Source organism: Neobacillus sp. WH10 (assembly GCF_030123405.1).
Taxonomy (GTDB): Bacteria; Bacillota; Bacilli; order Bacillales; family Cytobacillaceae; genus Neobacillus.
On record NZ_CP126110.1, the window covers coordinates 1,296,056 to 1,309,545 of the forward strand.

Consider the following 13,490-nt stretch of genomic DNA (forward strand, 5'->3'; position numbering starts at 1 on the left):
GTTGATTTAAATCACATACCCGTTTTTTTCCGTTATTTATAGTTAAGATAACGAAAGAATGGAGGTAACGGTATGAAGTCAAAAGCTTGGTATAAGAAACAATTGAAATGTAAGCCTGTTCAAATCACAAGGTATATCGTTCAGGCAGTGTTTCTGTTGTTTTTACTATATGTAGGTCTGCAATTTTATCAATTTTATCAGCATTTTGAAACGAACGGAAAAACGCCCTTCGTCGAACGTCCATCTGCGGTAGAAGGATTTCTGCCTATCAGTGCTTTAGTGGCGCTGAAGGTTTGGTTGACGAGTGGAGAGTTTGATGTAATCCATCCGGCAGGACTTGTGCTGCTCTCGTTTTTTATTGGTGCAGGGATCCTCTTACGTAAATCATTCTGTAGCTGGATTTGCCCTGTTGGAACGGCTGGTGAAATGGTCGGCTGGCTTGGCAGGAAACTGTTTAAAAAGAACTTTGAATTACCGCAATGGCTTGTTTGGTTTTTAACGCCTATAAAATATGTCTTGTTGTTATTCTTTGTGGGTATGGTTATACAAATGGACATCTTCAGCGCAAAGAGCTTCCTTGTAGACCCTTATAATAAAGTTTCTGATGTAAAAATGTTATTACTATTCCTTAACATAAGCGGCTTTATGTTGAAATTTATAATTGTCATCTTTATTCTATCATTATTCTTCAGAAACTTTTGGTGCCGGTTCCTTTGCCCGTACGGTGCATTGATTGGTCTTGGTTCTATCTTTAGAGTTACCAAAATAGAGCGAAATGAAGATACCTGTACGAACTGTGAAATGTGTACAAAGGTTTGTCCGCAAAGATTGAAGGTTCATAAGGCTGAAAAAGTAAATTCACTCAATTGTTCAGCCTGTATGTCATGTGTGGAAGCATGCCCCGTAAAGGATACATTGAACATGACGGTTGCTAATAAAAAGGTTAATAAATGGTTCGTTCCTGTTACCTTCTTCGTTCTGTTTTTCGTTGTCATTGGTATTGCAAAAATAACAGGACACTGGGATACTATCATTTCCTATCAAGAATGGAAAGAATTGATTCCAAATGCACGGTACATCGGTCATTAGAATTAATTGTTCCATTTGCAGCATCAAGTTGGTTGCATTCTTTTGAATAGGTTTCTTGTGAAACCTATTCAATTCTTATAAAATTTAAACAAATATGTTTTCGTACTAATATGATTGGACTGATTAGGATGCTATTTTTAAAGGAAATGCCGATAGAAGCAAAGGAAAAAATTCTTTATTCGGGACTTTTTCTTTTTACCAATGAAGGCTTTAAAAAAACCTCCGTTCTGGATATTGTTGAAATGGCGAGGGTTTCTAAAACAACCTTTTACCAATACTTCTCTAGTAAAGAGGAATTAATGGCTGAGCTATTGAATTTGGTAGCTTCGGAAATACTTGAGGAGGTTAGAAGGGCAAGTGAACAAGAACCTAGAAATGCTTACAAAGCCTATGTAGGGATTCGCCGTTATATCGAAATTTGTTTTACTGATATTAAGGCCGCAAATTTAATGTTGGTAGAATCAGTTGGTGTTTCAAAAGAGGTGGAAAAAGTAAGGAATGAGGCCCATCGCCGTTTTGCCCAACTTATTTTTCAAACTGTACAGGGGTTGTTGCCTGAAACGGTTTCCGAATCGGATATGTGTGTCGTATCGCAGGCAATGGTAGGAGCCATCAACGAAGTGGTTGTTCAAAATTATAACGAAACGAGCGGCCAAAAAGTCAATTTTGATGAAATTGCCCGTCTTCTTAATCGAATTGTAATTGGAGCTTTCGTGAATTTAGCTAATTAACGGATGGTTTTTAAGGAGAAGTCAAAAAAGTTCAAAAATTTTTCATTGAAAAATACGGATACGTATTAGTATCATTGATTTAGATGAAATACCAGTTTCTACTAATGAGGGGGGAGTTATTAATGGCAAAAGCAATTAACGAATACTCGTTATCAGACCTAATGGAAAGAATTGAGGAGATTTTTAATGAAAATCCCGCGCCAATTAAAGGGTTTAACGCGATTGTTCAATATGATGTACACGGTGAGGAGACGGGTACGTACCAGCATTATTTTCAGAATGATAAACTAACGATTAAGGAAGGAGTAGAAGCTACTCCTGATGTAACGATGGCATTATCATATGATAACTTCAAGAAATTTGTTTTAGGAAAACAAAGTGGTGCCGTTGCATTAATGACAGGGAAGGTAAAGGCAAAAGGTGATATTAGCAAAGGAATGAAAATAGAAACCATTCTCCGAAAATACAATATTAAGGAACCATTTTAAGTCAGATTTAACCTGCAGGAACATCGATATTGGAAAAAGAGACAAAGTAAGGCTACGGCCCTTTTTGTCTCTTTTTTTTATACCATTTAATGAATTAAAAGAGGGGATTATTTATTATAGTGGTGAATTTTAGGAGCGATTCAATGAATTGGCAGGAGTCCACTCTCCTGTCTTTTTTAGTTTGAGATTCTATATATCGATTTCCAAAAAAAATAATGGAAAAAGATTGGGACAATATGAAATAATGAGAAAAAGCATAATATGATTGTTTTAGGAGGGAAAGAGGATGAGGATATTCGATATTTCTAGAAAACTGGAAAATGGAATGCCGGTTTGGCCGGGTGATACCCCTTTTCAATTCGAGGTCTCATGGCCTATGGAAGAAAGCGGTTCAGTAAATGTTGGAAGGCTCGAATTAAGTACTCACACGGGAACACATGTGGATGCTCCTTTTCATTTTGATAACGATGGAAAACGAATCATTGAACTGGATCTTAGTCTTTACATCGGCCCTGCGAGAGTCCTAAATATGATTGGTAAGGAAAGTATTAGTGCAGCAGATTTGAACGGCATTGATATTGATGGGTGTAAAAGGGTGTTATTTAGAACACTTGCCTGGCAAAATCCAGCCGAATTCCCTGAGAAAATCCCATATATTGAGCCAGACCTGGCGCCATTATTGGCTAGTAAAGGGGTTAAGCTTATTGGTCTAGATGTTCCGTCTGTAGATCCGATTGACAGTAAGGAGCTGCCAGCACATCACAGCTTGTATGATAATGGGATTCACATTTTAGAATCACTAATGCTAGAAGGAATCGAACCGGGAGATTACGAATTAATCGCCCTGCCGTTGCCACTAGTCGAAGGAGACGGCAGCCCCGTCCGCGCCATCCTAAGACAATGGTAGGGTGTCAGGCATCATTTGTACTACGGCAGAGGTAGATATGGTGTCAGGCACCATAAACATTAGATATGCTTGCGTTTGTATATGAGCCAGTAGCTTCCGAAGACGATGAGGAATACAAGACCTACAGAAACTGGAAGAACGTAGTCCTTAAATGAGGGTTCGGCAGTCTTTGTCTTTTTCGAAAGCACCCCAGTATTTTCTTTCACATGTTTGGTGCTTTCAATAGCTGAAACTTATGCAAAAGGGGGAGCATCCACGTCGGGAAATATTAAACTCTCTAAAAGCTGCACCAGTAGGAACTATTTTCGAAATTTATATACCGCATCGAGGGGAGCCGTTAATCGCAAATTTGCAATCATTTGGAATGAACGTGATTGTCAATGAAATCGAACCTATGCATTTTAGACATATGGCTGTAAAATTAGATGTGTTTTAATTCATTTCCGCCATTTGTTTAAGTTGGTCCAACTCTAGAATTTGTATTTTTCTGCGTCCATCGATTGTAATCAGTTTTTGTGACTTAAACGATAAGAGCTTTCTACTTACTGATTCTGGAGTTGTTCCAATATAGCTGGCTAAATCCTTTTTCGTTATGGGCAACGTAAAGGTTCCGTTCCTTGCGTTCAATTTATCATGAAAAAGAATAAGAGCCCTTGCCAGTCGCTGTTCCACCTCCATTAAACTCAAGAATCCAACCGACTCATCCGCTTCATACAAACGGTCATTAACTGTCAGTAAAAAACGGAAGGATAAATCAGCGTTATCCTCCATCGTCTTCAGAAAATCCTTTTTCTCGATATAGCAAATCAGCGTAGGTGATCCCCCAATAGCTTCCGTATTTAGATAATGTTTTTCGCTCTTCAGTAATGAAAATAATCCAAAGAAATCCCCTGGAAACAACAAGCGGACAATGTGTTCCTTTCCTTCTGCAGACATTTTAGTTAGTTTAATCAGACCTTCATTCACAACAAATAGCGTTTCGGAACGTTCCCCTTCTCGAAAAATAATCTCCCCTTTTAAAAAGTGGCTGCTCCTTGTTACTTTTTGTAATAGTTGAAGGTCCGCTTCTTTCATCCCTTTGAAAACGGGAACAGATGTGATACATGAAGATGGATAAGAACAACAATGGTCACAGCTCATTCTCCCAACTCCTTTCCGATAATCTATAAGTTTAATATTATCTGCTTATGAAAATTTAAGTAGTGATTTGTATCAATTCTTTCCTTTTCTTGATACAGATCAAGGTTAATGAGAATGATTCCCATTAAAATGAAAGAAAAACATGAGGTGATTTCACCATGAATGCATCCTGTTTAATCGTTTATTCAAGTATGACAGGGAATACTGAAGAAATAGCCAACCTTATTGGAGAAGGCATTCAAAAGACCGACGGTTCTGTAACGATAAAGGATATTTTAGAAGTAGATGTAACAGATCTTCAAGATTACGATGGTATATTGTTGGGTGCCTATACCTGGGGAGATGGCGAGCTGCCGGATGAGTATCTTGATTTTTATCATGAAATGGACCAATTAAATTTAACGGGGAAAATAGCAGCTGCTTTTGGCTCATGCGATTCTTCGTATGAGCATCACGGGGGTGCGGTTGATATTTTAGCGAAAAAGCTTGCGGAATTGGGTGCTGATATCGTGCTTGAGGGTTTAAAAATCGACCTTTCACCAACTGAAACGGGAATAGAACAATGTATCAAATTTGGTCATTCCTTTGTAGAAAAATTATTATTTTCTTGAGAGGAGTTTAGTGAGGATGAGTATGATGGAACTGGCATTGAATGATGTTGCCTGCACAGGTTGTATCGGGAGAATTAAAAGACAGATACAAAGAACCCAAGGTATTGAAAAAATAAAGATATTGTCCGGAAGTGGAAAAATGTTAATCACCTTTAATGAAAATATCATTCAATCAGAGGAAATTAATCGTAATCTTTATAAATGGACACTGCGAACGTTTGATTAACAAATGCTGCTCGCAGGGAGCAGTTTTTTTTATAAAAAATACTTTATTAAGAACATTTAAGTTCGTTATAATAAATAATGATATAGCAATATCTACGACAGTAATAATTTTTCCTCCCGGTAAAATAATAACCAAAAAAGGGAAGAAATATTTTGGAGAACAAACAGGAAAGTAAATTCGAGGATGCCTTTATGTAAATTGAATTAAAGGCTCAGTTACAAGCGGACTTAAATGTTCTCTTTTTGTTTTTAAATAAAGAATGAGTTAGCGTACAAAATTAAGAGCAACAATTGTTATAGGTAGTAAAAAATTTTTAAAGGAGGAACCATGAGACTCTGCTTATTCCTGTTATTTGCCGGTGTATTGGACGCTGTCTTGACCCATTTCGGGATTGCTTCAGGTTTCGTTGAAGAAGGGAACCCGATGATGAAGCTTGTCATTGAACAAAGCTGGTCCTATTTTTATATGATAAAAATAGTTCTGCCTCTTCTCCTGCTTAGTTTGTTTTATTATCGACCTTTGAAAGGATGGATTAGAAAGCTCATCGCCTCCACCTGTGTTCTTTACCTCTCTGTCCTTGTATATCACACGATCTGGATTATCCTCTACATCAATACTTCAACATGATCCCATCTAGACACCCAAAGATTATTACGATAGTATCAATACGATATCGAAAAACAAATAATAAGAAAAATGATATAAGGAGTACAACATGTTAAATACGTTAAAGCCATTTTTACAGGAAGCGTGGGAAAAATCAGGGTTTCAACAACCGACTTCGATTCAAGAAGCCGCAATCCCACTAATTTCAGAAGGCAAAGATCTAATTGCCGAATCACCGACAGGTACAGGAAAGACACTCGCTTATTTACTTCCAGTATTAAATAAAATCGAGATGAATGCGCAGTCCCTACAAGCAGTAGTGCTCGCCTCTTCACAAGAGCTAGTCATGCAGGTCTATCAAGAATTTCAAAAATGGTCGGAAGGAAGCGGAATAAGGGGCACGTCGATTATTGGCGGGGCAAACTTAAAACGGCAACTAGAAAAATTAAAAAAGCGCCCCCATGTTATTTTTGCAACACCTGGCAGATTGTTAGAACTAATTAAGCAGAAAAAAGTTAAAATGCATGAAGTAAAAACAGTCGTTCTTGATGAGGGTGATCAGCTTTTGATCCCTGAGCATTTACACACTGTCCAAAACATTGTGAAAGCGACCTTGAATGACCGCCAAGTCGTATTATTTTCGGCAACGATGAAACCAGCGACAGAAAAGCTGGCAAAAGAAATGACAAACAAACCTGAAGTACTAAGAATTGAAAAAGATGAAATGGCTTCATCGGGAGAAGTAGAGCATATATATTTTTCATGTGAACCAAGGGATAAAATTAAACTGCTTGAAAAAATTGCCCGCTTAGAGAATAGTAAAACGCTCGCATTTATAAATGACATCGGAGAGATTCAAGTCTTTAAAGAAAAAATGCTTTTTAAAGAGTTATCAATCGGGGTCCTGCATAGTGACATGAAGAAGCTAGATCGTCAGGAAACATTAAAGGCTTTCCGCGATGGTAAAATAAAAATGTTGATTGCCACAGATATTGCGGCACGTGGCCTTGATATTCAAGGGGTTACACATGTGGTTCAGATTGACTTCCCAAAGGACATCTCCCAATATGTGCACAGAGCAGGAAGAACAGGGAGAATGGGCGCTAATGGTACGATTATCTCCCTTGTAACTGAACGCGAAGAACGTGAACTTAAGCGCTATTGTCGTGAGTTAAACGTCTCGCTTAATAAAAGAGTTTTTTATCAAGGACAAATTGTTCCTGAAGAACAAAGAAAACAAAAACTGAAAAAATGAAAGCAGTGGGGCCCCTCCCACTGCTTTTTTGCATTTGTCAAAAAGGATTTCCAGTTTCTCTCTAGAATTTGTAACTGAGAAATGGGGGGAGTAACAATGGAAAATCCAAAATTAATCAAATATCTCGATGAATGGCTTGAGGAGGTAACAATCAGCGAAATTCAACAAAAATTGGATTGTGGCGAGCTTACATCTAAAGAACTGGTCTTAATGTATTTACATAGAATTTCACGTTTCGATAAAGACCTGCATTCAATCCTTGAAGTGAATCCTGATGCCCTTCAAATAGCGGAAGCGCTTGACGTAGAACGGAAAGAAACGGGAAAACGCAGCAAGTTGCACGGAATACCGATTTTAATAAAAGATAATATTGACACCTTTGACAAAATGCATACAAGTGCCGGGTCGCTTGCTTTAAAAAATTCTATTGCCCTTAAGGATTCGTTTGTTGCAGAGCAATTACGAAAAGCTGGCGCTGTTATTCTCGGGAAGACGAATATGACTGAATGGGCAAATTTCATGGCGATTGGCATGAAAAGCGGCTATAGTTCAAGAGGCGGCCAAGTTCTGAATCCGTATGGTCTGGGAAAATTTGATGTCGGCGGCTCCAGTTCAGGTTCAGGAGCGGCAATTGCAGCCAATTTTGCCGCAGCCGCTATCGGGACAGAAACCTCGGGCTCGATTCTAAATCCATCCTGCCAAAATTCGTTAGTAGGAATTAAACCAACCGTTGGTCTAATTAGCCGCAGAGGAATTATCCCTATCGCCCATACTCAGGATACTGCTGGGCCGATGGCAAGGACGGTTGAGGATGCAGCAATTCTGTTAAATGCACTGTGTGGAAAAGATGAACTTGATCCCATTACCGGGACAAACCCGTTTAGTGATTTTGATTTTACTGAATTTCTTAAAAAGGATGGACTGAAGGGAAAAAGAATCGGAATCGCTTTAGATGGATTTATGGAGCTTTTAAGTAAGGAAAAACAAAAGGTTGTGGCGGCAGCTTTGGAAGTGCTGAAATCGTCAGGAGCAGAAGTCATTGAGCAAATTGAAATCCCTGCTGCTAAAGCAGAATGGAAGTATGATGTGTTAACATATGAATTTAAATCGGACTTAAACTTATATTTGAATGGCCTCCACCCATCCATACCCGTTAGAACTTTAGCAGATCTAATTGAGTTTAATAATAAAAATGAAGAAAATATGCTAAAGTATGGTCAGTCCGTACTGCTTGCATCAGAAAAAACGAGCGGTTCTTTAACGGAAGCTGTTTATATCGAAGCATTGGAATTCGACCTTTATCATTCGACAATGCAAGGGATTGATTTTGCTTTAGAAACATATGATTTGGATACAATTGTTTTTCCAAGCGATGAAGGCTCACATATTAGTGCCAAAGCAGGTTATCCAACAATTGCTGTTCCGGCTGGCTATACCTCTGAAGGAGAGCCAGTGGGGATTACCTTTGCAGGAACCGCTTATAGTGAACCGCTTTTAATCCAAATAGCGTATGCCTTTGAACAAATGACAGGCTACCGTAAGCCACCCGTCATAGAATAAGTTTTCTTGAATTCATCCATACTATCAATGAATTTCTCAAAAAGGAGTTGGTATGTGTGGGAAGAAAGAAACTAGGTAATGCCAATGCCCAGCGCAACAACAATACGAAAAAGCCAATGAAGGAAAGCACTGGACTGGTTGAATTTACAACCGGGCAGGATTTAAAACGAAATCGTCCGAATAGTAAATAAATCAAGAAACGCCTCCTGAAAAAGCAAGGAGGCGTTTCGTTTTGTAAGAAGTAGCTCAAATTAAGGATTTATTTAAATTCATTAGGAATGTGTTCATAACTCCGATAAATTTGTTCATATCTATTAGGAATGTGTTCATATCTCCCAAAAATTGTTCATATCTATTAGGAATTTGTTCATATCTATTAGGAATGTGTTCATAACTCCGATAAATTTGTTCATAACTATTAGGAATGTGATCATATCTCCCAAAAATTGTTCATATCCATTAGGAATTTGTTCATAACTCCGATAAATTTGTTCATATCTATTAGGAATGTGTTCATATCCCCCAAAAATTGTTCATATCCATTAGGAATTTGTTCATATCCCCGATAAATGTATTCATATCATCAAAAAATTTCCCATATCAACTAATTATTTGTTCGTTTCATCCAAAATTACGTTGCTTTCCTTTAAAAAGACTCTTATCCAACCCGCAATTTTACTCTTCCTTAAGCAATTCTAATGGTTTATTCGTTGGACCCTCAATCACATCGCCAGAATAGGAATACCGTGAACCATGGCATGGGCAATCCCATGACTTTTCAGCGCGATTCCATTCACATTCACAACCGAGATGTTGACAGGTGGTGTCAACTATAAAAAGTTTACCACTCTTGTCCTTATAAGCTCCCGCCCTTTTTCCATTATACATAACGACAGATCCTTCACCGTCTTGTAAATCTTCTGGATTCATTTCGACAATTTCAAGCTTGCCTTTAATCAAGTGTTTGGCAACGTCTGCATTGGTTGTTATGACACTTTTTAAAGCTGGATCAGCTTGGAACCGTGACGGTGAATAGAGTTCTTTGTAAGGATTGTTCCGGTCCATCACATAATCGGTTAATAAGTGTCCCGCGAGAATTCCTGTTGTCATTCCCCATTTTTTATAGCCTGTGGCCACGAGAATATTCTCACGACCTGCGGTATATGGACCGATATATGGAATCTTGTCTAATGTAACCATATCTTGGGCAGACCAGCGATAATGATATTCTTTCAATCCAAAGACTTCCTCTGCGAATGTTTGCAGTGCTTCATAATGCTTCAATGTGTCGATTCCCTGTCCTGTTTTATGGTTATCTCCGCCGAGTATTAGCAGCTTTTCACCATTATACGGTGTATAGCGGATGGATCGGGTCGGGCTGTCAGCACTGATATAGATGCCGCCAGGATAGTCTTTATCTGTTTTTATTCCAATGGCATAGGACCTATCTGCGTACATTCTTGCAAAATAAAGCCCAGGTTTATCATAAAAAGGGAAATGAGTTGCAATAATGACATGCTTGCATGTCACCCTATGACCTGACTTTGTAACCACTTTTGGTTCTGTATCATCATCTTCAATGTCTTCAGCGACTGTATTTTCATAAACAGTACACCCTGCTTTAATGGCATCATCCAAAAGTGATTTTAAGAATTTTAGCGGGTGATATTGTGCTTGATTACGCATCAAGAGGGCAGCTTTCGCTGGGATATTAAATGGAATCGTATCTTTTAAGGCTCCGTCAATTTCTAGACTCTTGTAAGCTTCCCATTCCGTTTGAAGCTTATCTACGTATTGATCTGTTGTTGCATAAACATAAGCATCTTCCTTGCTGAAGTCACATTCAATTCCATTCTCCTTTACTTTACTTTCAACAAATTGAATGGCATTCATATGGGAATCAAAATAAAGTTTTGCCTTTTCTTTTCCAAAATGATTAATAAATTCATCATAAATAATGCCATGCTGTGCAGTTAATTTTGCAGTTGTATGTCCAGTTGTCCCATTTAGGACACCGCCGGCTTCTAAAATAGCTACCTTTAGCCCTTCCTTAGACAGTAAATAGGCAGCTGTAATGCCTGTTATTCCTGCTCCTACAACCGCTACATCAACTGCTATATCTTCGTTTAATTTTTCAAAAGTGGGTAATTCAATCTCGCGCCAATACGTTTTGGGAAATTGATGGTTTTTTTCAGTTGTATTCATATGTACTCCTCCAGCTTCAAAATAATCACATGTTTAATTTTTCCCAAAATGAAAAATTAATGTCATGGAGGAAGAATATTAATATCTGGAACAACTAAAAGAACCCTGTTTTTTCAGGGTTCTGACGAAATCTGTTCATTATCGGTGTTTATTTTATCAATTCGTGTAGCATCCTCTGAATCAAGTGCTTCATTTAAGAAATGAAAAATAACCCAGCCAACACAACCAAGACAAATCAAAAAGCCGAGAGTAATGGTCCACAAAAGAAGAGTCATCATTAATCCCCCTTTTTTAAGCGTAGTGTTAAATTACGCTTTTTAAAGGTATATGCATCAGGGGGATTAATTTTTCCTAGATTCCGATATTAGTTTTTTTTCTTTTGTTCTGAATAATAATCGACCTTTTTAATATTGACGCCCACAAAGGTTTCAATAATCGACTGGCCGCCGGCAATTGAGAAAATCAAAATAAACACAAAGGTAATCTTGGGAAAAAGCAGATATGCACCGCCTAATAAAATAGCGCTCCATACACCGGCACACCAATAACATTTCAACAGATAACCAAACATTGATGCAGGGATTTCCTTAGTTTCAGTACCGCTATCCGTTTCCACGTTTACCTTTTTCATAAAAGGTTTGCGGATAAATTCGGTGATTTTATCAAAAACAATTAAATGGGTTAAACGATAGCTTGCTAAAATTAACATGATATAGGTCATCCATGAAATGTCTTTCATACTGGTTCCTCCACAAATCCGAATATGTTATCTCCGTCAATGGACAGCTAAATTTTATTTGTTGTTCCTTGTATATTTTGAGCTTGAAATCAAAATTATATATTCGGAGGAGGCGAAAAAATGAAAAAATCTTTTTGGTTTAGTTTTTTGTTCATACTATCTCTTTTTAGTATTCCAAGCCTGTCTTCTGCCCAACAAATTTACACTGTTCAGCCTGGGGACTCACTTTGGAAAATTGCCGTCAAATATCAGGTAGGGATTACTGAGATTATTCAAGCAAACCCGCAATTTAAAAATCCCAACTTGATTTATCCTGGTCAAAAGGTAAACATTCCCGATTTAGGCGGGATTAAATCGATTGAAAGTCAGGTCATTTCCTTAACCAATCAGGAGCGGGCCAAAAATGGTTTAAAACCATTAACTCCAGATTGGGAGCTTTCAAGGGTGGCCCGCTATAAGGCAATGGATATGCGCGATAAAAATTATTTTAGTCATACAAGTCCAACCTATGGAAGTCCGTTTGATATGATGAAAAACTTTGGGATTACCTATCGTTCTGCAGCTGAAAACATTGCTGCAGGGCAAACTACACCTGCATCAGTGGTTCAAGCTTGGATGAATAGCTCTGGTCATCGAGCAAATATTTTAAGTACGAATTCCACCTATATAGGTGTTGGCTATGCAAGTGGCGGCTCACAAAGATACTACTGGGTACAGATGTTTATATCTAAATAATGGGCGAATGGGTCAGTTTCAAAGCTTTATGCTTTAGAGACTGACCCTTTCTACGTCTAGAGACTGATATAAAAATCAAGCTCTAGCGCAATTATGAAAAGCTTTGGAAAAAGGTAAGATGAAAACAAGAAAAGAAAGGAGTGAAAATAAAATGAAAAAATTTGGATTACTGGTAGCAGGAGGAATTGCATCTGTTATCTTGCTTTCAACAATTGGTCCAATGGTGGGTTTACTCGTTAGTCTATTACTCCTGTACTTCATATTCAAACAGTTTTTAAAAGCTGAATCTACAGGTGGAAAAATTGGTCTTGGGATCATCGGGTTCATCGTCCTAATGGCTTCCATCCATAACGCACCAGCCATCATTGGCGTTGTAGCAGCCTATGTGCTTTACCTCGTTTATAAAAAATGGAACGAGAACAAACATACTAAAATTAAAGAAGAATCTGACCCATTCGTTAATTTTGAAAAACAGTGGAATGAATTGAACAAATATTAAAATAAAAGGAGAGAATTACAATGACAAACCTATTTACAAGAATTAAAAATACTATTACTGCTGACTTACATGAGGCACTTGATAAAAAAGAAAAACAAAATCCAATCGCCTTGCTTAATCAGTACCTCCGTCAATGTGAGCAAGAAACAGAGAAGGTAAGAAAGCTTTTGGAACGTCAATATACATTGAAGGATGAATTTACGAGAGAGTACCACCAAGCAGTAGAGTTAGCTGAAAAAAGAAAGTATCAAGCAGAAGTTGCTTCTAAAGCTGGGGAAACTGAGCTATATCAATTTGCCTCAGCAGAACATCAGCAATATGCGGAACGTGCCAGCCGCTTAAGTGCGTCACTAGAACAAACAAAGGCGCAGCTAGGGGATTTAGAAAGAAAATATGAAGAAATGAAGCATAAACTTAAGGACATGAACCTAAGACGGATGGAATTAATGGGCCGTGAAAATGTCACTCGTGCAAATCTTCGTATAAATCAGGTTCTTGATTCCAATACTTATTCAGATAAATCATACTCTAAATTTAAGGATATTGAAAACTACCTGGACCGCTTAGAACATCAAGTGAATAGCTCTTTTTACCGCAATACGATTGATTCAAGGATTGCTCAAATAGAAAAAGAAATAAAATTGGAAGAAAGCAAGTCCATTTAGTAAGAAAAGATGGTATTCTATAAGAAAAGCGGAA

General features: G+C 37.9%; 18 protein-coding genes. 14 read left to right on the forward strand and 4 right to left on the reverse strand.

Annotation, left to right across the window (positions count from 1 at the left end; genetic code table 11):
* Positions 1-72: 72 nt before the first annotated feature.
* The 5 genes from QNH20_RS06005 (at position 73) to QNH20_RS06025 (ending at position 3,651) form a co-directional block, all read left to right on the forward strand.
* Positions 73-1,089, forward strand: a complete 1,017-nt coding sequence (locus tag QNH20_RS06005) for a 4Fe-4S binding protein (RefSeq protein WP_283922001.1) — start codon at positions 73-75, stop codon at positions 1,087-1,089.
* A 128-nt stretch (positions 1,090-1,217) separates the two neighbouring features.
* Positions 1,218-1,820 (forward strand): TetR/AcrR family transcriptional regulator, encoded by a 603-nt coding sequence (locus QNH20_RS06010; protein WP_283922002.1) that lies wholly within the window; start codon positions 1,218-1,220, stop codon positions 1,818-1,820.
* Positions 1,821-1,942: 122 nt separating this feature from the next.
* Complete coding sequence (locus tag QNH20_RS06015) at positions 1,943-2,308, forward strand: SCP2 sterol-binding domain-containing protein (protein WP_283922003.1); 366 nt, start codon at positions 1,943-1,945, stop codon at positions 2,306-2,308.
* A 286-nt stretch (positions 2,309-2,594) separates the two neighbouring features.
* Positions 2,595-3,215, forward strand: coding sequence for an arylformamidase (gene kynB, locus QNH20_RS06020; RefSeq protein ID WP_283922004.1), 621 nt, complete (start codon positions 2,595-2,597; stop codon positions 3,213-3,215).
* 235 nt (positions 3,216-3,450) lie between these two features.
* Positions 3,451-3,651, forward strand: coding sequence for an amino acid decarboxylase (locus QNH20_RS06025; protein WP_283922005.1), 201 nt, complete (start codon positions 3,451-3,453; stop codon positions 3,649-3,651).
* Here QNH20_RS06025 and QNH20_RS06030 read toward each other — a convergent pair.
* Positions 3,648-4,355, reverse strand: a complete 708-nt coding sequence (locus QNH20_RS06030) for a Crp/Fnr family transcriptional regulator (RefSeq protein ID WP_283922006.1) — start codon at positions 4,353-4,355, stop codon at positions 3,648-3,650. The genes QNH20_RS06025 and QNH20_RS06030 overlap by 4 nt on opposite strands.
* Before the next feature lie 158 nt (positions 4,356-4,513).
* Here QNH20_RS06030 and QNH20_RS06035 point away from each other — a divergent pair, with 158 nt between their 5' ends.
* From QNH20_RS06035 to QNH20_RS06060, 6 genes are all read left to right on the forward strand, one after another.
* Positions 4,514-4,966, forward strand: coding sequence for a flavodoxin (locus QNH20_RS06035; RefSeq protein ID WP_283922007.1), 453 nt, complete (start codon positions 4,514-4,516; stop codon positions 4,964-4,966).
* Positions 4,967-4,982: 16 nt separating this feature from the next.
* On the forward strand, positions 4,983-5,192 hold the full coding sequence (locus tag QNH20_RS06040; protein WP_283922008.1) for a heavy-metal-associated domain-containing protein: 210 nt from the start codon (positions 4,983-4,985) through the stop codon (positions 5,190-5,192).
* Positions 5,193-5,519: 327 nt separating this feature from the next.
* Complete coding sequence (locus QNH20_RS06045) at positions 5,520-5,819, forward strand: DUF5658 family protein (protein ID WP_283922009.1); 300 nt, start codon at positions 5,520-5,522, stop codon at positions 5,817-5,819.
* An 88-nt stretch (positions 5,820-5,907) separates the two neighbouring features.
* Complete coding sequence (locus QNH20_RS06050; RefSeq protein ID WP_283922010.1) at positions 5,908-7,053, forward strand: DEAD/DEAH box helicase; 1,146 nt, start codon at positions 5,908-5,910, stop codon at positions 7,051-7,053.
* Positions 7,054-7,149: 96 nt separating this feature from the next.
* Positions 7,150-8,613, forward strand: a complete 1,464-nt coding sequence (locus QNH20_RS06055; RefSeq protein ID WP_283922011.1) for an amidase family protein — start codon at positions 7,150-7,152, stop codon at positions 8,611-8,613.
* Between the two features lie 56 nt (positions 8,614-8,669).
* Positions 8,670-8,804, forward strand: a complete 135-nt coding sequence (locus QNH20_RS06060; protein ID WP_283922012.1) for a hypothetical protein — start codon at positions 8,670-8,672, stop codon at positions 8,802-8,804.
* Positions 8,805-9,288: 484 nt separating this feature from the next.
* Here QNH20_RS06060 and QNH20_RS06065 read toward each other — a convergent pair whose 3' ends face one another.
* From QNH20_RS06065 to QNH20_RS06075, 3 genes are all read right to left on the reverse strand, one after another.
* Positions 9,289-10,818: an FAD-dependent oxidoreductase gene (locus QNH20_RS06065; RefSeq protein WP_283922013.1), complete on the reverse strand. Its 1,530-nt coding sequence runs from the start codon at positions 10,816-10,818 to the stop codon at positions 9,289-9,291.
* Between the two features lie 113 nt (positions 10,819-10,931).
* Positions 10,932-11,096, reverse strand: a complete 165-nt coding sequence (locus QNH20_RS06070; protein ID WP_283922014.1) for a hypothetical protein — start codon at positions 11,094-11,096, stop codon at positions 10,932-10,934.
* A gap of 86 nt (positions 11,097-11,182) precedes the next feature.
* Positions 11,183-11,557 carry a DUF1360 domain-containing protein gene (locus tag QNH20_RS06075; protein WP_283922015.1) on the reverse strand — a complete coding sequence of 125 codons (375 nt, stop codon included), beginning with the start codon at positions 11,555-11,557 and terminating at the stop codon, positions 11,183-11,185.
* Positions 11,558-11,677: 120 nt separating this feature from the next.
* On the opposite strand from QNH20_RS06075, the gene safA reads away from it, so the two are divergent.
* The 3 genes from safA (at position 11,678) to QNH20_RS06090 (ending at position 13,456) form a co-directional block, all read left to right on the forward strand.
* Positions 11,678-12,292: a SafA/ExsA family spore coat assembly protein gene (safA, locus tag QNH20_RS06080; protein ID WP_283922016.1), complete on the forward strand. Its 615-nt coding sequence runs from the start codon at positions 11,678-11,680 to the stop codon at positions 12,290-12,292.
* 151 nt (positions 12,293-12,443) lie between these two features.
* Complete coding sequence (locus QNH20_RS06085; protein ID WP_283922017.1) at positions 12,444-12,791, forward strand: lmo0954 family membrane protein; 348 nt, start codon at positions 12,444-12,446, stop codon at positions 12,789-12,791.
* Positions 12,792-12,811: 20 nt separating this feature from the next.
* Positions 12,812-13,456 (forward strand): PspA/IM30 family protein, encoded by a 645-nt coding sequence (locus QNH20_RS06090; RefSeq protein ID WP_283922018.1) that lies wholly within the window; start codon positions 12,812-12,814, stop codon positions 13,454-13,456.
* Positions 13,457-13,490 lie beyond the last annotated feature (34 nt).

Bases quoted from the DNA above. Each gene is read 5' to 3' on its own strand.
- QNH20_RS06005 (WP_283922001.1), top strand. From the start codon at position 73: ATGAAGTCAAAAGCTTGGTATAAGAAACAATTGAAATGTAAGCCTGTT.
- QNH20_RS06010 (WP_283922002.1), top strand. From the start codon at position 1,218: ATGCTATTTTTAAAGGAAATGCCGATAGAAGCAAAGGAAAAAATTCTT.
- QNH20_RS06015 (WP_283922003.1), top strand. From the start codon at position 1,943: ATGGCAAAAGCAATTAACGAATACTCGTTATCAGACCTAATGGAAAGA.
- kynB (WP_283922004.1), top strand. From the start codon at position 2,595: ATGAGGATATTCGATATTTCTAGAAAACTGGAAAATGGAATGCCGGTT.
- QNH20_RS06025 (WP_283922005.1), top strand. From the start codon at position 3,451: ATGCAAAAGGGGGAGCATCCACGTCGGGAAATATTAAACTCTCTAAAA.
- QNH20_RS06030 (WP_283922006.1), bottom strand. From the start codon at position 4,355: ATGAGCTGTGACCATTGTTGTTCTTATCCATCTTCATGTATCACATCT.
- QNH20_RS06035 (WP_283922007.1), top strand. From the start codon at position 4,514: ATGAATGCATCCTGTTTAATCGTTTATTCAAGTATGACAGGGAATACT.
- QNH20_RS06040 (WP_283922008.1), top strand. From the start codon at position 4,983: ATGAGTATGATGGAACTGGCATTGAATGATGTTGCCTGCACAGGTTGT.
- QNH20_RS06045 (WP_283922009.1), top strand. From the start codon at position 5,520: ATGAGACTCTGCTTATTCCTGTTATTTGCCGGTGTATTGGACGCTGTC.
- QNH20_RS06050 (WP_283922010.1), top strand. From the start codon at position 5,908: ATGTTAAATACGTTAAAGCCATTTTTACAGGAAGCGTGGGAAAAATCA.
- QNH20_RS06055 (WP_283922011.1), top strand. From the start codon at position 7,150: ATGGAAAATCCAAAATTAATCAAATATCTCGATGAATGGCTTGAGGAG.
- QNH20_RS06065 (WP_283922013.1), bottom strand. From the start codon at position 10,818: ATGAATACAACTGAAAAAAACCATCAATTTCCCAAAACGTATTGGCGC.
- QNH20_RS06070 (WP_283922014.1), bottom strand. From the start codon at position 11,096: ATGATGACTCTTCTTTTGTGGACCATTACTCTCGGCTTTTTGATTTGT.
- QNH20_RS06075 (WP_283922015.1), bottom strand. From the start codon at position 11,557: ATGAAAGACATTTCATGGATGACCTATATCATGTTAATTTTAGCAAGC.
- safA (WP_283922016.1), top strand. From the start codon at position 11,678: ATGAAAAAATCTTTTTGGTTTAGTTTTTTGTTCATACTATCTCTTTTT.
- QNH20_RS06085 (WP_283922017.1), top strand. From the start codon at position 12,444: ATGAAAAAATTTGGATTACTGGTAGCAGGAGGAATTGCATCTGTTATC.
- QNH20_RS06090 (WP_283922018.1), top strand. From the start codon at position 12,812: ATGACAAACCTATTTACAAGAATTAAAAATACTATTACTGCTGACTTA.